This is a genomic window from Roseomonas sp. CAU 1739, from assembly GCF_039839775.1.
Classification (GTDB): Bacteria; Pseudomonadota; Alphaproteobacteria; order Acetobacterales; family Acetobacteraceae; genus Neoroseomonas.
In genome coordinates this window covers 1-22523 of sequence record NZ_JBDOQQ010000022.1, presented here as the reverse complement: position 1 = coordinate 22523, position 22523 = coordinate 1, and the positions used below count along the sequence as shown (strand labels likewise).

Annotated in this window: 20 protein-coding genes and 2 pseudogenes; 13 read left to right on the top strand and 9 right to left on the bottom strand. The window is 69.9% G+C overall.

What is annotated here, in order from left to right; translation table 11 throughout:
- Positions 1 to 35: 35 nt before the first annotated feature.
- Positions 36 to 395 (top strand): annotated as a pseudogene (locus tag AAFN86_RS25860) (hydantoinase/oxoprolinase family protein); the annotation flags it as partial.
- 252 nt (positions 396 to 647) lie between these two features.
- On the opposite strand, the gene AAFN86_RS25855 reads toward AAFN86_RS25860, so the two are convergent.
- Genes AAFN86_RS25855 through AAFN86_RS25845 form a run of 3 tightly spaced genes read right to left on the bottom strand, consistent with a single transcriptional unit; the run spans position 648 to position 5340 of the window.
- On the bottom strand, positions 648 to 1634 hold the full coding sequence (locus AAFN86_RS25855; protein WP_347546506.1) for a tripartite tricarboxylate transporter substrate binding protein: 987 nt from the start codon (positions 1632 to 1634) through the stop codon (positions 648 to 650).
- Complete coding sequence (locus tag AAFN86_RS25850; protein ID WP_347546505.1) at positions 1631 to 3289, bottom strand: hydantoinase B/oxoprolinase family protein; 1659 nt, start codon at positions 3287 to 3289, stop codon at positions 1631 to 1633. The genes AAFN86_RS25855 and AAFN86_RS25850 overlap by 4 nt, the downstream gene beginning before the upstream one ends.
- The gene (locus tag AAFN86_RS25845; RefSeq protein ID WP_347546504.1) at positions 3286 to 5340 is read right to left on the bottom strand and encodes a hydantoinase/oxoprolinase family protein; all 2055 of its coding nucleotides are present in this window, start codon (positions 5338 to 5340) and stop codon (positions 3286 to 3288) included. The genes AAFN86_RS25850 and AAFN86_RS25845 overlap by 4 nt, the downstream gene beginning before the upstream one ends.
- 88 nt (positions 5341 to 5428) lie before the next feature.
- Between AAFN86_RS25845 and AAFN86_RS25840 the strand changes: the two genes are divergently transcribed.
- On the top strand, positions 5429 to 6349 hold the full coding sequence (locus AAFN86_RS25840; RefSeq protein WP_347546503.1) for a LysR family transcriptional regulator: 921 nt from the start codon (positions 5429 to 5431) through the stop codon (positions 6347 to 6349).
- 339 nt (positions 6350 to 6688) lie between these two features.
- On the opposite strand, the gene AAFN86_RS25835 is transcribed toward AAFN86_RS25840, so the two are convergent.
- From AAFN86_RS25835 to AAFN86_RS25820, 4 genes are all read right to left on the bottom strand, one after another.
- A complete protein-coding gene (locus tag AAFN86_RS25835) occupies positions 6689 to 7177 on the bottom strand; it encodes a heme-binding protein (protein ID WP_347546502.1) in 489 nt (162 codons plus the stop codon).
- Positions 7178 to 7282: 105 nt separating this feature from the next.
- Positions 7283 to 7897, bottom strand: coding sequence for a response regulator (locus AAFN86_RS25830; RefSeq protein WP_347546501.1), 615 nt, complete (start codon positions 7895 to 7897; stop codon positions 7283 to 7285).
- Positions 7894 to 9453 (bottom strand): ATP-binding protein, encoded by a 1560-nt coding sequence (locus AAFN86_RS25825; protein WP_347546500.1) that lies wholly within the window; start codon positions 9451 to 9453, stop codon positions 7894 to 7896. Before AAFN86_RS25825 ends, AAFN86_RS25830 begins: the two co-directional genes overlap by 4 nt.
- Before the next feature lie 244 nt (positions 9454 to 9697).
- The gene (locus tag AAFN86_RS25820) at positions 9698 to 9838 is read right to left on the bottom strand and encodes a hypothetical protein (RefSeq protein ID WP_347546499.1); all 141 of its coding nucleotides are present in this window, start codon (positions 9836 to 9838) and stop codon (positions 9698 to 9700) included.
- A 216-nt stretch (positions 9839 to 10054) separates the two neighbouring features.
- Between AAFN86_RS25820 and AAFN86_RS25815 the strand changes: the two genes are divergently transcribed.
- Both AAFN86_RS25815 and AAFN86_RS25810 read left to right on the top strand, forming a co-directional pair.
- A complete protein-coding gene (locus AAFN86_RS25815; protein ID WP_347546498.1) occupies positions 10055 to 11281 on the top strand; it encodes an MFS transporter in 1227 nt (408 codons plus the stop codon).
- 264 nt (positions 11282 to 11545) lie between these two features.
- Positions 11546 to 12370, top strand: a complete 825-nt coding sequence (locus tag AAFN86_RS25810) for a methyltransferase domain-containing protein (protein WP_347546497.1) — start codon at positions 11546 to 11548, stop codon at positions 12368 to 12370.
- Here AAFN86_RS25810 and AAFN86_RS25805 read toward each other — a convergent pair.
- Entirely contained in the window at positions 12333 to 12608 is a 276-nt protein-coding gene (locus AAFN86_RS25805) for an Lrp/AsnC ligand binding domain-containing protein (protein ID WP_347546496.1), read from the bottom strand. The two genes, AAFN86_RS25810 and AAFN86_RS25805, sit on opposite strands and share 38 nt — an antisense overlap.
- A gap of 6 nt (positions 12609 to 12614) precedes the next feature.
- Here AAFN86_RS25805 and AAFN86_RS25800 point away from each other — a divergent pair, with 6 nt between their 5' ends.
- The 3 genes from AAFN86_RS25800 (at position 12615) to AAFN86_RS25790 (ending at position 14932) form a co-directional block, all read left to right on the top strand.
- The gene (locus AAFN86_RS25800; protein WP_347546495.1) at positions 12615 to 13241 is read left to right on the top strand and encodes a pyridoxal-phosphate dependent enzyme; all 627 of its coding nucleotides are present in this window, start codon (positions 12615 to 12617) and stop codon (positions 13239 to 13241) included.
- A gap of 92 nt (positions 13242 to 13333) precedes the next feature.
- Entirely contained in the window at positions 13334 to 14503 is a 1170-nt protein-coding gene (locus AAFN86_RS25795) for a M20 aminoacylase family protein (RefSeq protein WP_347546494.1), read from the top strand.
- An 84-nt stretch (positions 14504 to 14587) separates the two neighbouring features.
- Entirely contained in the window at positions 14588 to 14932 is a 345-nt protein-coding gene (locus AAFN86_RS25790; RefSeq protein ID WP_347546493.1) for a hypothetical protein, read from the top strand.
- 63 nt (positions 14933 to 14995) lie between these two features.
- Here the strand turns inward: AAFN86_RS25790 and AAFN86_RS25785 are convergent, their stop codons facing one another.
- Positions 14996 to 15658 carry a TetR/AcrR family transcriptional regulator gene (locus tag AAFN86_RS25785; RefSeq protein WP_347546492.1) on the bottom strand — a complete coding sequence of 221 codons (663 nt, stop codon included), beginning with the start codon at positions 15656 to 15658 and terminating at the stop codon, positions 14996 to 14998.
- Between the two features lie 75 nt (positions 15659 to 15733).
- Here AAFN86_RS25785 and AAFN86_RS25780 point away from each other — a divergent pair, with 75 nt between their 5' ends.
- The 6 genes and pseudogenes from AAFN86_RS25780 to AAFN86_RS25755 all read left to right on the top strand — a co-directional run.
- Complete coding sequence (locus tag AAFN86_RS25780; protein WP_347546491.1) at positions 15734 to 17830, top strand: hydantoinase/oxoprolinase family protein; 2097 nt, start codon at positions 15734 to 15736, stop codon at positions 17828 to 17830.
- A 1-nt stretch (position 17831) separates the two neighbouring features.
- Positions 17832 to 19574 (top strand): hydantoinase B/oxoprolinase family protein, encoded by a 1743-nt coding sequence (locus tag AAFN86_RS25775; RefSeq protein WP_347546490.1) that lies wholly within the window; start codon positions 17832 to 17834, stop codon positions 19572 to 19574.
- Positions 19571 to 20560 (top strand): annotated as a pseudogene (locus AAFN86_RS25770) (ABC transporter substrate-binding protein). Before AAFN86_RS25775 ends, AAFN86_RS25770 begins: the two are co-directional and overlap by 4 nt.
- Positions 20560 to 21333 carry an ABC transporter ATP-binding protein gene (locus AAFN86_RS25765; RefSeq protein WP_347546489.1) on the top strand — a complete coding sequence of 258 codons (774 nt, stop codon included), beginning with the start codon at positions 20560 to 20562 and terminating at the stop codon, positions 21331 to 21333. The pseudogene AAFN86_RS25770 and the gene AAFN86_RS25765 overlap by 1 nt, the downstream one beginning before the upstream one ends.
- 4 nt (positions 21334 to 21337) lie before the next feature.
- Positions 21338 to 22108, top strand: a complete 771-nt coding sequence (locus AAFN86_RS25760) for an ABC transporter permease (protein WP_347546488.1) — start codon at positions 21338 to 21340, stop codon at positions 22106 to 22108.
- Between the two features lie 192 nt (positions 22109 to 22300).
- Positions 22301 to 22523, top strand: a 223-nt coding sequence (locus tag AAFN86_RS25755) for a transposase (protein ID WP_347546487.1), incomplete at its 3' end; no start/stop codon positions are given.

The following is a 22523-nucleotide window of genomic DNA, read 5'->3' as shown; positions in this document are numbered from 1 at the left end:
CCGGCAAGTGGCAGTGACTCGGGCGCGATCGCCCCGTAGCCTTCGACACGGGTGGCACCACGGCGAAGATCTGCCTGATCGAGAACGGCCGCCCGACGCAGGAGAGCAGCTTCGAGGCTGACCGCGTCTACCGCTTCAAGAAGGGCAGCGGCCTTCGCCTGCGCATCCCGGTCGTGGAACTGGTGGAGATCGGCGCGGGCGGTGGGTCCATCGCGCGCGTGGACGGCGCGGGCCGGTTGTTGGTCGGCCCGGAAAGCGCCGGCACCGATCCCGGCCCCACCTGCTACGGGCGCAGCGGAGAGCGGCCCACGGTGACGGATGCGGATCTGCTGCTTGGCCGCATCACCCCGGCGCGCTTCGCGGGCGAGCGCATGGCGCTGGGTCACGGCGCAGCGGCGCAGGCGGTCGGTGGGACGCTCGGCCTGGCCTCGCGCCTCCTGGCGCCGCTGTTCTGCTGGCAGCGTGGCACAAGGCGCGAGCGCGCACCGTCGGGTCCGCCCAATGCCTACCACCGCTGTGGCGAGGCGCGCCCTCAGTGGGAAGACTGCATCGCTGAGTCGGACCGGTCGCGCTGGCCGGCGCAGTTCCACAACCTCATCGAGCGAGTGCCGTTCGGCGCCGCATTCGGAAGCTCTCGGGAATCCGCCTCAAGCAGCGCGAATGCCGCGGCTGCGGATAACCTCGCGCCACTTCGCATTCTCGCGGGCGGAGTAAGCGGTGAACTCCGCCGGCGTGCCGCCGATGGGTGCGATGCCGCGGCCTGTGAGCTGTTCGCGCACCGCCGGGGTGGCAAGCACCTTGCGCGTCGCCACCAGCAGCGTATCGAGGATCGGCTGTGGCGTGCCAGCAGGCGCGAGCAAGGCAAAGTCCGTTGAGGATTCGAAGCCCGGCAGGCCAGACTCCGCCATGGGCGGGATCCCGGGCAGCACGGGGGATTGCGTCAGCGTCGTCACGCCCAGCCCCTTGATCCGCCCCGCTTCGATGAGCGGCTTGGCCGTGCTGGCATCCATGAAGTTCACCATGACCTGGCCGGCGACCACCGCCTGCACGGGCTCGCTGCCGCCGCGATAGGGCACGTGCAGCATCGTCACGTCCGCCATGGACATGAACAGTTCTGCTGAGAGATGGCTCGTCGCCCCGATGCCCGAGGACGCGTAGGGGACGGGGTCGCGCTGCGCCTTTGCCCAGGCGATGAAGTCCTGCGTCGTCGTAGCGGGTACGGAGGGATGCACCGTGAGCACCTGCGCATTGGTGCCGAGCAGCGAGATCGGCGCGAATGCCGTGTCCCCGTCATAGGGGATGTTCTCGTAGAGATAGGGCGCGATGGCATAGGTGCTGTTGGTCGCGACCAGCAGCGTGTAGCCGTCGGGCCGCGCCCGCGCGACATAGGCATGGCCGATCGTCCCGCCCGCGCCGGGCCGGTTGTTCACCACGAAGGGATGACCGAACTCGGTCGCGAGCGCCTGTGCGAGCAGCCGCGCGACGGAATCCGAGGACCCGCCCGGCGCCCAGGACAGCACGACTTCCACCGGCCGCGTCGGATAGGCGCCCTGCGCTCGCGCGGCTGCCGGCAGGGCAGCGGAACCAAGCCCGACCAGGAGGCCGCGGCGGGAGAGGCGGGGACACTCGGTCATGCGGTCGCTCCTTCTGATGATGGGTCGCAATAGCCGCGCTGACGATCGCGCGCGGCTCGGTCCGGGTCGCGCCGGGCGGGATCGCCATAGCCGCCGCCGCCGGCGGCGTGATGGATGAAGCGGTCACCCCGATGCAGAACGCGCGTGCCGGATTTCGCATCGAGTGGCTCGGCGCAACCGGCATGCTCGATGGCAACGCTGTTCGGCAGGCCGGGCAGGCCGCCGGCCAGGCCATAGGGCGGGATGGCGACGCCGTCTCCGGTCGGCGTTACCAACGCCGCGGATGCGCCGTCGTAGCGCAGCACATAGCTGCCGCCGAGACCGCCGCGGAACTGCCCGGCACCGCCGCTATTCGCGCGCAGCAGGTAGGATTCGACGGTAAAGGGGTAGTTGGCCTCGGTCTGCTCGACGCTTGGGCTCGGGTTGCCACCCGGCGAATGCACCACGCCGAGATTGGTCCAGCCATCCTCGCCGGCATTCGCCCCGGCCCCGCCGCGATTGGAGAAATGATGCCAGAGGAAGGGACGGCCATCGCGTCCCTCACCCTTGATTGCGATGCGGAAGCGGCGGGCGAAGCCGCACAGCACGCGGTCCGGCGCGGCCGTCGCCATGGCGCGCATCACCGCCTCGATGATGGTACTCGCCGTCAGCGTGGTGCAGGCGGTCACCGGGGCCGGCGCGATCGGATCGACCAGGCTGCCGAGCCGCGTGCGGATCGTCAGCGGGCGGGAACTGCCCTGGTTGCGCGCGTCCTGCGTCGCGCTGAGATACATGAAGGCGACGTTCACCGCGGCCATGGTGTTGGGGCGGGAGGAATTGAGGAAGGAGGCGACCTGGTCGTCGCTTCCGGTCAGATCCACCTCGACATCGCTGCCGCTCAACGTCACCTGCGCGCGAACCGTGATCGGCGTGGCACCAGGCGCCGGCGGGTCGAGCGCGCTTTCCCCGTGATAGACGCCGTCCGGCCAGGCCGCGATCTCCTGCCGCATGGCGCGTTCGCCGGCCTCCAGGATCGCTTCACAACTTGATGTCGCCACGGCGCTGCCATAGCGCGCGACCAGCGCATCGAGCCGCGCCGCACCGGCGCGCAGCGAAGCGAGGCAGGCTAGTACGTCCCCGCGGGTATCCTGCGGCATGCGCGAATTGAGGCAGATGAGGTCGAGGATTCCCTCAGTCATCCGCCCCTGCGTCACGAAGCGCAGCGGCGGGATGCGCAGGCCCTCATGCCAGATCTCGGTCGCCTGCGGGCTGTAGCCGCCGGGCGAGATGCCGCCGATGTCGCCCTGATGCGCGCGGTTCACCACCCAGAAACGCAGCGCGCCCTCTGCGAAGACCGGCTGGCAAAAGGTGAAGTCCGGCAGGTGGCTGCCGCCGTCATAGGGATCGTTCAGCAGGAAGACATCGCCGGGCGATGCGTCATCGCCGAAGCGATAGCGCACCGCTTCCACCGCGAAGGGCAGCGCGCCCATGTGGATCGGCACGCGCTCGGCCTGCGCCAGCAGGCGCCCGTGCGCATCCAGCACGGCGGTGGAGAAGTCGCGCGACTGGTTCAGCAGCGGGGAGAAGGCGGTGCGCGCCATCACCTCCACCACTTCCTCGGCCACGGCGAGAAGTTTCGCGCGGATGACCGCGACCGTCAGGGCATCGGTGGTCATGCGGCCTCCTGCGCGGCGGCGAGCGGGGCAAGACGCAGGCTGCCCCAACCATCCAGCTGCGCCTCCCGCCCTGCGGCGAGCACGATGGTGGTGGTACTGGATTCGAGAATCGCCGGCCCTGCGATGCGCTGGCCGGGGGCGATGTCTTCCAGCGTGAAGACTGGCATGTCGCGCCATGCACCGTCGTACACACGGCGCATGGCGCGCGCGCGGGCGGGCGGCGTGGGCGGCAGTTCGGGCCAGGCGAAAGGTGTATCGATACCATAGGCCGCGATGCGGCAGGTCTCGACGATGCAGGTCTCGTCCGCGTGGCGATGGCCGAACAGCGCCTCGTAGCGCCTGGCGAAGCCCTCGGCGATCGTCGCCGCACCCGTCACCTCGTCGATCGGCACGCCGACCGTGCCGGTCTGGCGGATATAACGGCAGTCGAGGTGACGCACGAAGCGGATGCGGTCGCGCTCGTAACCGGCGCGGGCGAGGTGTGCGGCGAGCAGGGCTTCCTGTTCCGCGACGATCCCGGCGAGCTCGCCGGGCGCGAAGCCATCGACCGGCCGGGCCAGGCTGCGGAGCGCATCGACGCGCGCCTCCGCACCCAGGAAGCCGACGGCCGACAGCACCGAGGCCGCGCGCGGGGCGACGGCCAGGCCGACCTCCAATTCCGTCGCGACATGGTCGATATACAGCCCGCCGGCGCCGCCGAAGGCCAGCAGCGCCATGTCACGCGGATCGCGCCCGCAACCCACCGTCGCGGCGCGCACGCCCTCCGCGATGCGGCTCGCGGCCAAGGCATGGATGGCGCGCGCTGCGTTTTCCACGCTCAAGCGCAGGGGCTCCGCGACATCGCGCCGCACCGCTGCTTCCGCGAGGCTGCGGGACAGGCGCAGGCGGCCACCGAGCGGCGCGTCCTCCGACAGCAGCCCGAGCACCAGCGCCGCGTCGGTGACGGTTGCGCGCGTCCCGCCGCGCCCGAAGCAGGCCGGGCCGGGTGCCGCGCCGCTACTGCGCGGGCCCACCTGCAGCAGGCCGCCGGCATCGACCGCGGCGATGGACCCGCCGCCGATCGCATGCACGCGGATGTCGATGGCCGGCACCGCGATGGCATAGGCGTCGGTGTCGCTGCGTGCGCGTTCCACCGGCACGCCATCGGCGATGACCGAGATATCCGTGGTGGTACCGCCGACATCGAAGCCGACCGCATCCGGCCGGCCAACCAGACGCGCCAGCAGTGCCGCCGCCGCCGCTCCGCCTGCGGGACCGCTGGCGACGCAGCCGATGCCGAAGCCCGCTGCCTCCTGTGCCGGCAGCAACCCGCCGGAGGATTGCACCACCATGACCGGCACGCGCCTGCCCACCGCTTCCAGTCGCGATTCAAGGTCGCCGAGATAGGCGGCCAGGCGCGGCGTGACGATCGCGTTCACCGCTGCGGAGGAGATACGGGGATACTCGCCGCGGCAGCGCACCACCTCATGGGAGGCGACCACCGGGCCGGCCCAGCCGGCGGCACGGATGGACGCCACTGCGCGCTGCTCGTGGGCGGGATTGGCATGGGCATGGAGGAAGCCCACGACGATGGACTCCACATCATCCGCGCGCAGCCTCGCGAGCGCCTCCCGCAGATCCGCCTCGTCGAGCGGGGTCACGACACTGCCGTCCCAGCGGAGGCGTTCCGTCACCTCGATGCGGTGCTCGCGCGGTACCAGCGCTTCGGGAAATGGCGTGCGCAAGGCATAGCGCTCGGCTTTGGTGCCTTCGCGTAGTTCGAGCACATCGCGGAAGCCACGCGTGGTGATGAGGCCGAGCCGTGGGCCGGTCCCCTCGGCCAGCGTGTTGGTGGCGACGGTGGTGCCATGCACCAGCAGTTCCGTCCGTGCCAGCAGGTCGGGCACGCTCAGCCCCAATTGCAGGGCCATGAAGGCAACCGCGTCCAGCACGCCCTGCCCGGGATCGGACGGCACGGAGGGCACCTTGCCGAAGGCAAGGCGACCCGCCGCGGCGTCATGCGCCACGATATCCGTGAAGGTGCCGCCGACATCCACCGCCAGACGAAGCATGGTCTCTCCTGGCCTCGTCCAATCCAGGGAGAGCGTGGCAGCGCGCACTCCGCTTGAAAAACGCATTTTCCTGTCCGATTATGCGTGAATGGTGAATAATGCCTCGATCCGCCATCTCCGCTGCTTCGTCGCCGTGGCCGAGGAAGGCAGCTTCGCGCGTGCCGCGGACCGGCTGGGCCTGACACATTCGGCGTTGTCCGCCACCATTAAGGCGGCGGAAGCCGCGATGGGTGTGGGGCTGTTTCACCGGACCACCCGGCGCGTGGAGCTGACGCCCGCAGCGGCCGGCTTCCTACCGATGGCGCGCGTGCTGATCCGCGACTTCGACACGGCGATCGATGACCTTCGCGGCCAGGCGGGCGGCCAGGGCGGGCATGTGCGCATCGCCACCGCCACCTCGGTCATGGCGGTGGTGCTGACGCCGGTGATCGAGGCACTCGCCACGCAGCACCCCGACATGCGCTTCACCATCCGCGACGGTGTCTCCAGCGACGTCCAGAACCGCGTGCTGACCGGCGATGCGGAGCTGGGCTTCACCAGCCGCTGGCAGGACGATGCGGCGCTGTCCTTCCGGCCGCTGCTGCGCGACGAACTCGGCCTGGTGGTGCGCGAGGGGCATCCGCTCGCCGCCGGCCCCGCCGTGCCGCGTTGGGACGGTCTCGCACCCTGGCCCTATGTGGCGCTGACGCTCGACACCGGCACGCGCGTCGCATTGCAGGGCGCGGGTGTCCTGCCGCAGCCGCGGCACGAGGTCTCGACCTTCACCATGCTGGCGCCGCTGCTGATGGCCGGGGATGGCTTCTCGATCGTGCCGGCGCTGTTCGGCAGCCTGCCGGTCGCGCGTGGATTGGTGTTCCGGCGCATGGCGCGACCCAACGTCTCGCGTGAGATCTGCCTGATCACCCGTCGCGGCCGAGCCCTGTCCGCCGCGGCGCAGACGGTGATGGCCCAGGTCCTGCGCCGGCTTCGCCTGATGGACTTGCCGGAGGGGAGCAGGGCCCTCCGATAGTGGATGATGGGTCACCGTGCGGAAGCGATGCTGAGTGGCCAGGGCCGACGCCTTCAGGATGACCTGCTTCAGCCGCGCCGCGCAGCATTTCGAGATGCGGTGCTCCACCGCGACCGTTGCCGCACTCGATGCGGTTCGGTGCGGGGCACCAGCGCCTCGCGCCGTGCCCAGCACTTCGCAACTATGCGAATCGGGGACGGGTCCGGCCGATCAGCGGTGACAGCCGATCTGACTACGCCCGTCGTGGTTGCCGTCGCGACAACGACGGGCTCCTGCGAAACCGGAAGCGGCTTCGGTGGCAAGAATGGTCGGGCCACCGCCTTCGGGCGGCTCGACGCCTCAGCGCAGCCTGTCCTGCGCGCGCTGGAGACCGGCGTTGGCGCATTCCTCATCGATCTGCCCGCTGGGCGCACCGCCGACGCCGACGGCGCCGATCACCTCGTCCCCCGCGCGTACCGGTACGCCGCCGCCAAGCAGCAGTACGCCCGGCAGGTCCACCAGGTTCCGCGCGCCGGGATTGTCGATCGTCGCCTGCTGCAGCGTCGAGGTTGGGCTGCGCATGGAGACAGAGGTAAAGGCCTTGCGCACGCTCGATTCGACCGTGTGCGGCCCGGCGCGGTCGGCGCGCAGGCTCGCACGCACGATACCGGCACGGTCGACCACCGTTGCGGTGACATTCATGTTGCGCGCCGCGCAGGCCTCGACGGCGCCGAGTGCGATCGCCTGCGCTGCGGTGAGCGAGATGTTGCGTTCCTGCAGGACCTGCGCCTGGGCGGCGCCGGTGCTGATCAGCAGCGCCGCGGCGGCGAGGGTGGTGCGAAGCGTCATGGCCGGTTTCTCCATTGCTGCGGCAGGTCTGCCGCGCCGGGCCGGACCATGCCGAAGCGGCCCCGCGCGCGGTATCGCGACCGCCACGGGCGGCCCTCCGTAGCGCTACGGAGGCGCCTGCCCGCCGAGCAGCACCAGCCGCGCCATCTCCGCCACCGAGGCGGTGCCGAGCTTGGCCGCGATATTGGCGCGATGCGTCTCCACCGTGCGCGGCGAGAGGTCGAGCGCGCGTGCGATCTCCTTGGTCGCGTGGCCAAGGCCGACCAGGCGCAGGATCTCCGCCTCGCGCGCCGTCAGCCGGGCGAGCAGCGCGCGCGCCTCGGCCCGCTCGGCGTTGCGGGTGCGGGTGGTGTCGAGCCGCGCGAAGCCGGCATGCACCGCTTCGATCAGCACCTCCTCATCCACGGGCTTGGTCAGGAAATCCACCGCGCCGGCCTTGAAGGCGCGACGGCAGGCCTCGAGCCCACCATGGCCGGTGAGCAGGATGACGGGCCAGTCGCAGCCCTGTGCAACAAGCCGCTCCTGCAACTGCAATCCCGACATCACCGGCATGCGCAGGTCCAGCACCAGGCAGCCCGGCGGTGCGCCGGGCAGGCGGGCGAGGAAGGCGGCGGGATCGGCGTGTTCCTCCACCGTCATGCCGACGGTGCGCAGCAGCAGCGCCAAGGCGCCGCGCACGGGCGCGTCGTCATCCACCAGATGCACCACGGGCTGTGTCATGTTGACGCGCCCGCGAGCCGCACCACGAAGCGTGCGCCGCCGCTCGGCGCCGCGGCAGCCTCGATGCCGCCGCCCATGCGCTCGACGAGGGTGCGGCACAGCGGCAGGCCGAGGCCCATGCCGCCAGGCTTGGTGGTGAAGAAGGTCTCGAACAGGCGATCGAGGATGGCCGGCGGCAGGCCCGGGCCGGTGTCCTCCACCGCGATCTCGGCGCCGCCGCCGGGCAGGGTGCGGGCGGCGAGGCTGACACGGCGCGGCGCGCCGGCCGGATTCGCCTCCATCGCGTCCGCGGCATTGCGGAGCAGGTTGTGCACCACCTGCTCGGCCTGCACCGGTTCGGCCAGGGCGATGGGGGAGGGGTCGGGCAGGTCGAGCGCGACCTCGACGCCGCGCAGTTGCATGTCGCGCGCGTTCAGCGCCGCGACGCCGCGCAGGATGGCGTTGATCTCGATCGGGCGCGGCGGCGGTAGGTCATTCGCCGCCCAGTCGCGCAGCCGCGCCAGGATGCCCCCGGCGCGCCGCGCCTGGGCGACATTGGCCTCCAATGCGGCAAGCAACGTCTCGGCATCGACCGCAGAGCCGCGGCGCGCGAGATGCAGGGCCGCCTGGCTTTGGCTGAGCAGTGCGGTCAGCGGCTGGGTGAGTTCGTGCGCAATGCCCGATGCCATCTCCCCCAATGCGTTGACGCGCCCCGCATGGGCGAGGCGCGCTGCCTGCTCACCGAGTTCGGCGCGCCTGCGTGCTTCCCGCGCCGCCCGGCGGGACCGCGTCAGGCCGAGGCCAAGTGCTGCGACCGCCGCCACCACCACGCTGAAGCCCGCGACCAGGCCCCATGGTACGATCGCGAACAGTGAAGGCTGGCGCTCGAGGTGCAGCAGCATGGGTTGGCTCGTGCTGCCGATGGGCGCCGCGAAGGCGAGGGAGACGGTGAAGGGGCTGCCTGGCGGATCCCCCGCACGCGCGAGAAGCGGCGTGCCGTCCGGCAGGGTGAGCGACAGGCGCGCACCGGCCGCGGCCTCGCCTGTCGCGGCCTCGGCTTCCAGCAGGCGCGCCGCATCGATCTCAAGGGCAAGGGCGCGGGTCGCCGGCCCTTCACCCACCCGCTTGGCAAGCAGGTAGCGTCCCGGCCCCTGCGGCAGCGGGACGGGCATGGCGTCGGTGGCGACGGCCGCCGCCCGTACGACACCCGCGGCGCAGGTGCTGCCCGGCGCGCATCCATCGCGCGTCGTGAAGGCGAGCGCCGGCGCCTCGCCCGATGGCAGGGCGACGGCATCCACGGCGAGGATGCGCGGGTAGAAGCGCAGGATGCTCTCCGCGACCTGCCGCAGTCCCTCCGTCATGCCTGGCAGGCCGGCGGCCAGGGCGGAGATGGCGGTCAAGTGTGCGTCATGCTGGTCGGCGCGCTGGGCGATCAGGCGTTGCAGGCCGCGCCCTTCCTGCTGCAGCCGTGCCTCGGCCTCGGCGTATCGCAGCGCGGTGGCACCGGCGGCGAAGCCGAGCGTCGCCATTGCCCACAGGAGCGCTGCGGTTGGCGTTGCGCGCACGGCGACAGTCATGTGGCGGGCACCGCGCCGTTGCAGGCAATTCGCGGCAAGCGCGCCATCATTGATTCCCTCCCGCGAATGCCTCGCCATACAGAATGTGTCGCGCACGCGATCCCTTCAACATTGGCCCTCAGCCGAACGAGCGGCGCAGGGGCGCTTCGGCGTGTCCTGCTCGACCATACGGCCGACCATCCCATCAACCACATGGGTAAACTCGGCCTCCCGGCACCTGCGGCCCGAGACCGGCGAACTTCCCTCAAACCGCACGCACCGCGGCGCCCAGATGACGCGCAGTGGCCTGCAGGTTGCGCTGAGCGCCGCCGCGGATCGTCGGTGGCAGGGGGAGGACCCTGTGTTCGGGCCGCTGCACGGCGGTGAGGGCCTTGGTGTTGGACATCGGGATCGTTCCTTGTGCGGGGCGCCGCCCCATGCGGTGCACCACGACCCGAAGCCTGGGACTTGCCGGGTTTGCTTGCGCGAACTGTCTCACGCGCGGCGCGCCGGAACCAATGGTTCCTGCTGCAGGGAGGTCGAGCGGGATGTGCGGGTGCCTTGTCGATCTCACCGCACGGTGCAACGGATACTGCGGACCGAGAACTGAACCGGCTGGCGCATGGCGCCCATTGGGGTGGAAACGACTGTGAAGGTGCCTCTGTGGGTCAGCGCTCTCGCTGGAACTCTTCTCGTTCAGACTGTCTGTGCCTTTGCGAGCATCTCCATTCCCATCCTGGGCCCTCCATTGATGGAGCGCGCTGGCTTGCCCACGGAAAGCATCGGCCTCGTCGCCGCGCTGTCCTCCGCTGGAATATGTTGGTTCCTCGCCAGTGGCGGACCGATGCTCGGACGCTTCGGGCCGATACGGACATTGCAGATCGGCATGGTCTGCATGGCGCTTGGCCTCTTCGCGTTGTCGCTGCCAATCGGATTCCCGGGAATGCTCGGCGCCCTCGCGATCGGCCTCGGGAACGGCCCGAACACGCCAGCCGGGAGCCAGATCCTCATACGATCGGCACCGCCCCGACACCGCACACTGATCTTCTCGATCAAGCAGGCCGGTGTTCCGCTCGGTGGCGCATTGGCCGGACTCGTATCCGCTCCCTTCGTCGTCGCGCATGGCGTCGCGCCGACGCTCGGATTGCTCGTCCTCGTACTGCTGGCCTGCTGTCTGGCCGTGCAGCCGCTGCGCGCGTCGCTGGAGGAGGCGCGCGTGGAAGGCGACGCCGCGTGGGTGCGAGCCCTGTTTCAACCGACGGAGGTCCTGCGCTGCGTCAGGGCGTTGCAGTCGCATCCGGCGCTACCGATGCTGACGGCGGTTGGGGCGTCCTACTCCCTGATGCAGGCGTGCTTGACGTCGTTTACGGCCACCTTCGTCTACACGCGGCACGGCGTCTCCTTGACCGAGGCGGGGCAGGTCGTCGCGGTCATGCTGTGCGCCAGCATGTGCGGCAGGATTGTTCTCGGCTGGCTGGGTGACCGCATAGGCAGTGCCCTGCGCCATCTCGGCGTGCAGGCGATCATCTCCGCGCTCTCGGTCTCTCTACTTGTAGGCGTTGGTGGCCAGGAGCCGTGGATCCTCTACCTTTCGGCCGCGCTGGTGGGCTTCACGGCGATCGGATGGAATGGTGTTCACATCGCCGAACTGGCGCGGGTCGCACCGCTTCACCTGGTCAGCAGCGTGACCTCGGCTTCCAGCCTGTTCGGCTTCGTTGCGTCGGTCTGCGGACCTCTCCTCTTCATAGCCTTTGTGGCCGGTGGCGGAGGGTACGACGTTGCCTTCTACGTGATGTCGGCACAGCTCGCATGCTTTGGCATCGTCTGCGTCTTTGTGCGACCCGAGTAGCGGCGGTCCAACGCCAATCCGTGGCGCGATGGAACGATGACCTTGTAGACGTCATCCCCAACCGGTCCGATGTTGGGCGGCTGCGGACTGACAGCTTTCGAGTGCCCGCGGAAGCGCGGTCGTTGGTGCCGACTGCCAGGAGTTTGGCTACTGTCGATCCCGGGCAGTCAGCAACGTGATCGGAGCGTAGATCCCACGGTTGCATCCGGTTATCGTCGGGTCCGACGTTCGTGAGACGCGCGACATGCGCAGCGAGGTGTCCCGATGTCCGCCCCTACGATCACGTTCGATGACGGTGCCGCCTATGAACGGATGATGGGCCAATGGAGTGGACTGGCCGGACGCGCCTTTTTGGAATGGCTCTCGCCCCCGCCCAGTTTGCGATGGGTCGACATCGGTTGTGGCAGTGGCGCGTTTACGCAGTTGCTGGTCGAGCACTGCGCCCCCATGACCGTCGAAGGCGTGGATCCCTCGGAAGGTCAGCTGGCCTTTGCACGAGAGCGGTTGGCGACACCTGTCGCGAGGTTTCGACAGGGCGACGCAATGGCATTGCCATTTGCCGATGGCACCTTGGATGCGGCCGTCATGGCGCTCGTCGTGTTTTTCGTTCCGGACCCTGCCAAAGGCGTCGCTGAAATGGTTCGCGTTGTGCGGCCGGGCGGTCTCGCGGCCGCCTACGTCTGGGACGTCGTCAATGGCGGCGGCCCGTCGGAGGCCATCATAACCGAGATGAAAGGCATGGGGTTCGCGCCACTGCGGGCACCGAGGGCTGAAGCCTCGACGCCGGAAGGACTGCATGCGCTGTGGGTGCGGGCGGGTCTTGCCGATATCGAAGCGCGCGTTATCCGCGCGCGACGAACGTTCGACGATTTCGAGGACTATTGGTCCACGACGACAGCGGCGCCCAATCTCGCTCCCATACTCACAACGATAGCGACCGCCGACGTGACGCAACTCAAGTCTCGGGTTCGTGATCGGGTGCCTATCGAGGCGAGTGGGCGTGTCTCGATCGAGGCGCATGCCAATGCAATCGTCGGCCGTCGGCCCGGTATCATGGCTGGCGGAGGCCTTCCACTTCACGAAGGGTGACGATCGTTCGAAATGACGCGACGTTCGGAACGTCGTGGAACATCTCGCGGGTGAATCTCTCATAAGCCTCCATGCTGCGCACGCGCAGCAGGAGGACGAAATCCACCTCGCCCGTGACGTACCAGGCGCCTTGCAGTTCTTCGCGGGCGCGGAGCTTCCTCTCGAAGGCATCCAGCGCTGCCGTTCCCCCGCGCTCAAGGGAAACCAGCACATGGATGGTCAGGGGCGTGCCGACCACCGCCGTATGAACACGCTGTCCAAAGCTGCCATCGTGGCGCCGGCCGCCGTCGCGGCGGCGTTGTCCCGCCTCTCGCCGGACTATGCGGCGACGCCGCTGCTCGATCTGCCCCGGCTCGCCACTAGGCTCGGCGTCGCCCAGGTGCTGGCCAAGGACGAGGGGCGCCGGATGCTCGGCAGCTTCAAGTCGCTCGGCGGGACCTATGCCGGGCTCCGCGCCTTGGCCCGTGCCGCGCGGACGGACTTCGCGGGGCTGGTCGCATCGCGCCCGGCAGGCCAGCCTGCGCTGGTCTGCGCCAGCGACGGGAACCACGGCCTGGCGGTCGCCGCGGCGGCGCGTCTCGCCGGAGCCGGCGCCCGCGTGTACCTGCATGACGGCGTGCCCCTGGCGCGCGCCCAGCGCATCCAGGCGCAGGGTGCCGAGATCGTGCGCGTCGCGGGCACATACGATGACGCGGTGGATGCCGCGGCCGCGGCGGCGCCGGGGCTGCTGCATGGATGCGGCGGGCCGCGCACGACGCCGTCCGGCAGCGCGGGCCTTGCCGGCGCCGTCGCGGCATTGGCCGAACCCACGGGTCCGGGCCACGATGCAAGGATCCTGGTGCTCGTCACCGAGACGGATATGGCAGCCTGAAGCATTGGTGGTGATGACGGGTCTTCGCGGGGACCTTGCCGAGGCACCGGTCGCCGGCGCCACGGCTGCGACGGGTTGATGGGGGATCTGGGATGACCGACGACGACGCGCTGTGGACTGAGTTGCGGGGTTGGCGCCGTGACTTCCACGCCCATCCCGAGTTCGGCTTCGAGGAGAACCGGACCAGCCGCCTGGTGGCGGAACGCCTGCGCGCCTTCGGCTTCACCGAGGTGGCCGAGGGCGTCGGCGGCACCGGCGTGGTGGCGACGCTGACGCGCGGGACCGGCAACCGGTCCACCGCCCTGCGGGCCGACATGGACGCGCTCCGCATCCAGGAACAGGGCGAGGCGCCGCATCGCTCGCGGATGCCAGGAGTGATGCATGCCTGCGGCCATGACGGGCACACCACCATGCTGCTGGGCGCGGCGAGGATCCTCGCGGCCGAGGGCGGCTTCGATGGCACCGTGCGCTTCGAATTCCAGCCTGCCGAGGAGTGGGGCAAGGGCGCGCTCGCCATGCTGGCCGATGGATTGGCGGAGCGATTCCCCTTCAACGAGATCTACGGCATCCACAATCAGCCCGGCTTGCCCGTCGGCGCCTTCCGCACCCGGGCCGGCGCCGTGATGTCGGCCGAGGACAATTTCGAGATCGTCCTGCGCGGCGTGGGCGGCCATGCCTCGCGGCCGCAACAGGGGCGAGAGGCGCTGGCGGCCGCCTGCGCCCTCGTCGTCAATCTCCAGACCATTGTCTCCCGCCGCGTGGCACCGACCGATACGGCAGTGGTCTCGGTGGCCGAGCTGCTGACGGACGGCGCCCGCAACGCGCTGCCTAGCACGGCGCGCATCCTGGGCGACGCCCGCAGCTTCCAACCGGCGGTGAGTGCGACGATCGAGGCGGAGTTGCGCCGCATCGCAGCCGGCACCGCCGCCGGCTACGACCTCGCCTGCGACGTGACCTACACGCGCGAATTCGTGCCGACGATCAACGACCCCGACGCCGCGGCGGCGGCCCTCGCCGCGGCGCGCAAGGTGTTCGGTGCGGACAGCGTCGCCGAGGCGGCGGCGCCGAACACGGGATCGGAGGATTTCGCCCGCTTTCTCCAACAGGCGCCTGGCTGCTTCGCCTTCATCGGCAATGGCGAAGGATCGAAGCCGCTGCACAACCCGGGATACGACTTCAACGACGACGCCCTGCCGCACGGCACGAAGTTCTTCGTGCAGATCGTGCGCGACCGCCTTCCGATCCGCGAGCCCCAGCCATGACAGGCCTCCGCATCAATGCCGAACGCTTGCTCGGCCGCCTCCATGCCCTCGGCGAGATCGGGCGGGACGGTGACGGGAAGCTGAATGGCCTTCGAGCCGAACGTGATCAACGTCATCCCGTACCGCGCCGTCTTCACCGTCGATCTGCGCGACCCCGATGAGGACAGGCTGCGGGCGGAGGAGGATGTGCCGGCGCGCTACCTCGATGACCTGACGGCGGCCGAGGGGGTGACGATCTCGGTCGAGCGCCTGGCACGCTTCGCGCCGCTGATCTTTGACCCGGCTATCGAGGAGGCGGCTGCGGCACATGGCCTGCGCGCGCGGGGATCAGTACCGGTCGAGGTGGACGCGATGGTCCATGTCGCGCTCCGCAGGCAGGATGTGTGGATCTTCCGGGACACGGCGGGCACTCGTCTGGGGACTGCCTGATCGGCGCCAGGCCACGCAATCTTCAGCCCCCAGTGAGCCAGATCCTCCGCCATCTTCGTCGTCTCACATCTCCTGACGACGGACGTCTGCGCAGAGATGGGCGACGACCATCTCGCTGATCAGTCGCTCATAGTCGGCGATGCGTTCAGGCCGGAAAAGGTCGCCGGCGAAGGCGGCGGAGAGTGTCCAGCGGTTCGCGCAGTAGAAATAGCCGAGCCCCGACAGCGCCACGTAGAGCAGCGTCACTTCGGCCTCGGCGCGGAAGACGCCCTGCCGCCGGCCTTCCGCGAGCAGCCGCTCCATCGCGCCGAACAACGGATTGTAGAGGGCACGCACTTCCGGCGCCGCGCGCAGGTGGCGCCCGCGGTGCAGGTTCTCCTCGTTCATCAGCGCGACGATCTCGGGGTGGTCGCGGAACAGGCGGAAGGTATCCGTCACCAGGCGGCGCATGCCCTCGACCGGACCGAGCGCATCGAGCGCCGCCTCGTCCTGACCGACGCGCAGGCGGCGATAGATCTCGGCGAGTGCCGCGGCCCACAGCCCGTCCTTCGATCCGAAGTGATGGAAGGCCAGCCCCTTCGCCACGCCGGCCGCCTGGGCGATCGCCTCCATGCGCGCGCCGGCGAGGCCCTTGGCGGTGAATTCGGCGATGGCGGCATCGAGGATCGCGGCGCGCGCGGCCTCGGCGTCGCGTGAGCCGCGGATCCGGCGTTGACGGGCTGGCATGGCGGGTATCATACTTCGCGCTATTGACCAGTTGGTCAATAAGAAAAGGATGGCTCCGGCGATGGGGATTTCGTCTTGAGCGGCGCGGCGCGCATTGGCGTGGATGTCGGCGGCACCTTCACCGACGTGGTGCTCGCCCTGCCTGACGGGCGCATCCATGTGAACAAGACGACGACCACGCCGGCCGATCCTGGCGAGGGTGTCGCCGCCGGCGTCGCCGCCGTGCTCGCCGAGGCCGCACTCGATCCTCGCGACGTCGCCGAGGTGGTGCACGGCACCACCGTCGCTTCCAACACCATCCTGCAGAAGGTCGGGGCGCGCACCGGGCTGCTGACCACGCAGGGCTTTCGCGACGTGCTGGAGATCGGGCGCATTCGCACGCCCGGCATGTTCGACATGGCGTGGAAGAAGCCCGACCCGCTGGTGCCACGGCGCTGGCGGCGGGAGGCGATCGAGCGCATCGGCGCCGATGGCGGCGTGGTGACGCCGCTCGACGAGACCTCGGTGCGCGCCGCGGCCGCCACCTTCCTCGCCGAGGGCATCGAGGCCGTCGCGATCTGCTTCATCAACTCCTACGCCAATGATGCGCATGAACGCCGCGCTGCCGCTCTCCTGCGCGAGGCCGCGCCGGCGCTGCTCGTCACCGCATCCTGCGAGGTGCTGCCCGAAATCAAGGAATACGAGCGCACATCCACCGCGGTGGTGAACGCCTACCTGCTGCCGGCGATGCGCGGCTACCTGTCGAAGCTCGCGGAACGGCTGGCCGCGATCGGCGTCGCGGCGCCGGTGCAGGTCATGGCCTCGAATGGTGGCATGATCGGCGTCGGCACTGCGCGCGACCGACCGGTCTTCGCCGTGGGCTCCGGCCCGGCCGGCGGCGTCGCCGGCGCGGCGCGCCTCGGTCCCGCGATCGGCGCGCCCGATCTCATCGTCTTCGACATGGGCGGCACCACGGCGAAGGCCGCGATCGTCGAGGGCGGCGAGCCGCAGATCGTCACCGAATACGAGTTCCGCGACGGCATCTCGACGCCCTCCCGCTTCGTCAAGGGCGCGGGCTACATGCTGAAGGTGCCGGCGATCGACATCGCGGAGGTCGGTTCGGGCGGCGGGTCGATCGCGCGCATCGATGCCGGCGGCCTGCTCGTCGTCGGCCCGGAAAGCGCGGGCGGCGACCCTGGCCCCGCCTGTTACGGGCGCGGGACGGAACGGCCCACGGTCACCGACGCCAACATGGTGCTCGGCTACCTCAATCCGCGCGCGTTGGCCGGTGGATCGCTGCCGGTCGATGCGGCGCTGTCCCGCGCAGCGGTGGAGGCGCATGTTGCCCGCCCGCTCGGCCTGACGGTCGAGGAAGCGGCGCACGGCATCCGCCAGGTCGCCAACGTCAACATGGCGCGCGCCATCCGCGCCGTGACAGTCGAACGCGGCAAGGACCCGCGGGACATGGCGCTGATGGCCTTCGGTGGCGGCGGGCCGCTGCATGCGGTCGATGTCGCGCGGCTACTCGGCATACGACGCGTGCTGGTCAGCCCGGTCGCCGGCGTGTTTTCCGCCGCCGGGATGCTGGCCGCGGAAGCGGTGCATGAATTCGTCCGCCCGCTGCTCGCCCCGCTCGCGACCGTCGCGGCATTCGCCGTCGCCGCCGCGCTCGACGGTATGGCCGCGGAAGGCCGCGCGGCGCTCGCCGGGGAAGGCTACGACGCCGCCGCGGTACAACTCCGCTTCGCTGCCGATGTCCGCTATCTCGGGCAGTCCTCGCAGCTCACCGTGCCGCTGCCGGCCGGTTCGTGGGATGCGGGCGCGCTGCAAGCCGACTTCGAGCGACTCTATGGCGAGACCTTCGGTTATGTCGCGACCGGGGAGCCGGTCGAACTGGTGAACCTGCGCCTCTCGGCGATCGGCACGGCGGCGACGCGGCTCGACTTCGGCGCGCTCGACCTCGATGCCCGCGCGCTGGCGGGCGAGAGCGGGGAGCGCATGGTCTCCTTCGCACGCGGTGCCGTGGGGGTGCCCACACGCCTGTTGCCGCGCGCGGCGGTGGCGGCGGGACCCATCGCCGGGCCCGCTATCATCGAGAGCTACGACACCACCATCGTCGTCCCGCCCGCCTGCACCGCGCGTGCCGCCGGTTCGGGATGCATCGCGATCGAGATGGAGGAGACGGATGCCTGACATGGCCGCGCCGCCCGGCGACCCCATCACCTTCGCGGTGATCAAGAACGCGATGGACGCCATCGTGGACGAGGTCGCCTACACGGTGATCCGCACCGCGCGATCCGAGATCGTCAAGGACGTGATGGACTACTCTGCCGCGATCTGCGACGCGAAGGGGGAGATGGTCGCGCAGGCCAAGACCATCGCGCAGCATCTCGGCGCCATCCCGGAAGCCATGCAGGCCGTGCAGGCGAAATGGGGCGGCCGCCTGGTGCCCGGCGACGCCGTCATCATGAACGATCCCTATTCGGGCGGCATGCACCTGCCCGACATCTTCATGTTCTTCCCGATCTTCGAAGGCGGAGAGATCCTCGCCTGGTCGGTGGTGATCTGCCACCACACCGATGTAGGCGGCCGCGTGCCGGGTTCGAATGCCGCGGACAGCACCGAGATCTACCAGGAAGGGCTGCGCATCCCGCCGCTGAAGCTGTTCCACGACGGCGTGATGGATGAGACGCTGGAGGCGGTGATCGGCCTCAATGTCCGCGTGCCGGACCGGGTGCTGGGCGACCTCCGCGCGCAATACGCCGCCTGCCAGGTTGGCGCGCGGGAGATCGGCCGCCTGGTTGAGCGCTACGGCGCGGATCGGATGCGCGGCTACCTCGCAGCACTTCTCGACTACGCCGAGCGCATGGCCCGCGCCGAGATCGCGACCTGGCCCAAGGGCACCTACCGCTTCACCGACCATATCGACAGCGACGGGCTTTCCGATGACCCGGTGCCGCTGTCGGTCGCCATCACCGTAGTCGGCGACGGCACACTGAAGGTGTCCTGGGATGGCAGCTCGCGGCAGGTGCGCGCGGCGATCAACTCGACGCTGTCCTTCACCAAGTCCAACACCTTCCTCAGCGTGCGCTGCGCGCTGCGCGGCGACATTCCGAACAATGCCGGCGTCTTCCGCTGCATCGAGGTGACCGCGCCGGAAGGCAGCGTGCTGAACCCGATCTCGCCGGCGCCTGTCGCCGCGCGCGCGCTGACCGGTTATCGCGTGATGGACACGATGTTCGGCGCGCTGGCGCAGATCGTGCCGCACATCGTCCCGGCGGGCGGGGAGGGCGGCAACACCGTGGTCTGCCTCGGTGGCCGGCATCCCGACAACCGCCCCTTCATCATCGTCGACATGATCAGCGGCTGCTGGGGCGGCCGGCCGAACCAGGACGGCATCGAGGCCATCACCAACCCCTCGCAGAACCTGTCCAACACGCCGGTCGAGGTGCTCGAACGCCAGCATCCCGTGCGCATCGAGGATTATGCGCTGGTCGAGGATTCCGGCGGCGCGGGCCGCTTCCGCGGCGGCATGGGGCTGCGGCGATCCTACCGCCTGCTCGCCGCGGAAGCGGTGCTGCAGCTGCGCGCCGACCGGCTGCGCTTCCCGCCCTATGGCCTCGCGGGTGGCGAGCCCGGTGGCGCCGCCGGCAATTGGCTGGGCGAGGGCGAGGCGCGCCGCGCCATTCCCGGCAAGGTTACCATGACCATGCATGGCGGCGAATTGCTGACCCATCACCAGGCCGGCGGTGGCGGCCATGGCGATGCCTTCGCGCGCGATCCGGTGGCGGTTGCGCGCGACGTGTGGAATGGCAAGGTATCCGCGACGGCGGCCCGTGCGCGCTACGGCGTGGCGGTGGACGGGGATGGCGCGGTGGACGCGGCGGAGACCGCGCGCCTGCGCGAGGCACGGAACCAGCAGGGAGAACGGGCATGAGCGGATTTCTCTTCGGACGCCGGACGGCGCTGGTCGCGGCGGCGGGGGCCATCGCCGCGCCAGGCATCGCGCAGGCGCAGGCCGAGCGCCTGACCGTGCGGCTCGACTTCTCGCCCTGGGGCGTGCAGGCGGCGATGCACCTTGCCGAAGCGCGCGGCTGGTTCCGCGAGGCGGGCCTGACCGTGGACGTGCAGGACGGGCGCGGCAGCGGCAATACGCTGCAACTCGTCAATGCGGGCCAGGCCGATGTCGGCCAGGTCCAGGTCGGCCTCATCGCCCAGGCGCGCTAACAGGGTGCGACGGTGCGCGCCTTCGCCGGCTTCGGGCGGCGGACCGATCTCTCGGTGCTGGTCGATCGCGACAGCCCGATCCAGCGCGTGCAGGATTTCCGCGGCAAGAGCATCGTCGTCTTCGCGGCCAGCCCCTGGGCGCCCTTCATCGATGCCTGGCTGCGCGCCGGTGGCCTGGATCGCAACACGGTCAACGTGCTGTTCGTCGATCCCGCGGCGCTATGGGGCACCTATACGGCACGGCGCGCCGACGGGCTGATGTCCACCACGCCATCGGCGCTGCCGGTCGCCGCCGGTCCGCGACCGAGCAAGGCGATCCAGGCCGAGGACGCCGGCGTCAGTTTCCCGAGCTACGGCCTGATCGCCACCGAGGCGACCATCGCGAGCCGGGGCCCCGCGCTCAAGCGGCTCGTCGCGACGCAACAGCGCGCCTGGGAACACCTGAAGACGGCGCTCGATGATGGCGTTGAGGCGATGATCCGCCAGCGCCCCGATGCGCGGCTTGACCGCGCCGTGCTGCGCGAGCAGATCCGCCTCACCATCGAGTTCTTCGACACGCCCGCGACGCGCAGCCGCCCAATCGGCTGGCAGGCGGAGGAGGACTGGACCGCGGCGCTGCGCTCGCTCGAGGCCGCCGGCGCGGTGCGCGCGGGCTGGCGTGCCGGGAACTACTACACCAACGACCTCGTCGCCTGATGGGCGCCTGCGTCGAGATCCTGGACGCGGGCAAGACCTACCGGTCCGCCCGCGGTCCGGTGACGGCGCTGACCGGCGTTGCGCTCGCGGTGCAGGAGGGCGAGTTCCTTTCCCTCCTCGGTCCTTCGGGTTGTGGGAAAAGCACGCTGCTGCGCTGCATCGCCGGCCTCAACCAGGTGAGCGAGGGCAGCATCCGCATCCGCGACATGGAGGTGCGTCGCCCGGCCGAGGGGCTCGGCATGGTGTTCCAGCGCGACGTGCTGCTCGACTGGCGCAGCATCCGCGACAATGTCCTGCTGGCCGCCGAGTTCCAGGGTCTGCGGCGGCGCGACTTCGTGGAACGCGCCCAGGCGCTGCTTGCGCGCTTCGGCCTCGGCGAATTCGCCGACCGTAACCCCTGGGAGCTTTCGGGCGGCATGCGCCAGCGCGCCGCCATCTGCCGGGCGCTGCTCTGCGAGCCGCAGATCCTGCTGATGGACGAGCCCTTCGGCGCGCTTGACGCCATGACGCGCGACGACCTCAACGTAGAACTGGCGCGCATCCAGCAGGATGGCGGCCGCACGGTCGTCTTCGTCACCCATTCGATTGCCGAGGCTGTCTATCTGTCGGACCGCGTCGCGGTGATGTCGCCCGGCCCCGGGCGCGTGGTGGAGGTGTTCGACATCGATCTGCCGCGCCCGCGTCCGCTCAGCATCCGCGAGACGCCGGAATTCGCGCGGCATGTCGGCGCCATCCGCGGGTTGTTCTCGCGCCTCGGCATTGTGAAGGAATAGAGCGGTGTCGGAAGGCGCGGGTGGGCATGGGCAGGGCGTTCTCGGCACCATCGCGGTGCTTCTCGGACTGCTTCTGCTGTGGGAGGCGGCGGTCTGGCTGCTGCGCCCGCCGCCCATCATCCTGCCGCCGCCTTCGACCATCCTTGCCGAGCTTGCCGCCTCGCCGGCCTATTATGCGCGCCATGCCGGGTTCACGCTGGGGACGACGGTCGCGGGATTCGTGCTGTCGGTCGTAATCGGCGTCGCGCTCGCGGTCGGCATCACCGCGTCGCGCATGCTCGATCGGATCATCACCACGGTGCTGGTGGTGATGAACTCGCTGCCGAAGGTCGCGCTCGCACCGCTGTTCGTGATCTGGATGGGCACCGGGGCGGAACCCAAGATCGCCATCGCGGTGATGCTGGCGATCGTGTCCATCGTCGCCGATGTCGCGCTCGGCCTGCGCTCGGTGGATCCGGACGCCATTGCGCTGGCTCGTGTCCACCGCGCCTCGGCCTGGCGCGTGCTGTGGAAGCTCCGCTTTCCCAACGCGCTGCCTTCGTTGTTTGTCGGCATGAAGGTCGCGATCAGCTTCGCCCTGGTGGGCGCGATCGTGGGCGAGTTCGTCGGCGGGTCGGCAGGGCTCGGCTATGTGATCCTGGTCGCACAGGGGCAGTTCGACACGGTGCGCGTCTTCGCCGCCCTCGTCGTGCTCGGCGTCATCGGCACGCTATTGTTCTACGCGATCGAGGCGGCCGAGCGACTTGCGCTCCCATGGCATGTCTCACAGCGATAGGCGAGCGGAGGCGGACGCTAAAGCGTGATCGCCGCAGGTGGAATCGCCGGAGGCGTGAATCACAGGATCAAACAACGGCATGAAGCAGAAGGCGTGAGCGAGGGCGAACGGATCCTGTTCTAGGTCATGTGGACTCTAGGGATTCCCTGGCTGATGGAAGCATGATTCAAAGCTGCCTTTTGGAGGCGGCGGATGGGCGTGCTGGATCGGTTGATCCTGGATGACGCGGCGTGGGAGCGGATGGCGCCGCACATCATTGGCGATGAGAGGACGCGCGGCAGTTCGGGCCGCGACAACCGGATGTTCGTCGAGGCGGTGCTGTGGATCGTGCGGACCGGCTCGCCCTGGCGCGACCTGCCGGAGGTCTTTGGTAGTTGGAACAGCGCCTTCCGCCGCTTCAGCCGCTGGAGTGCCA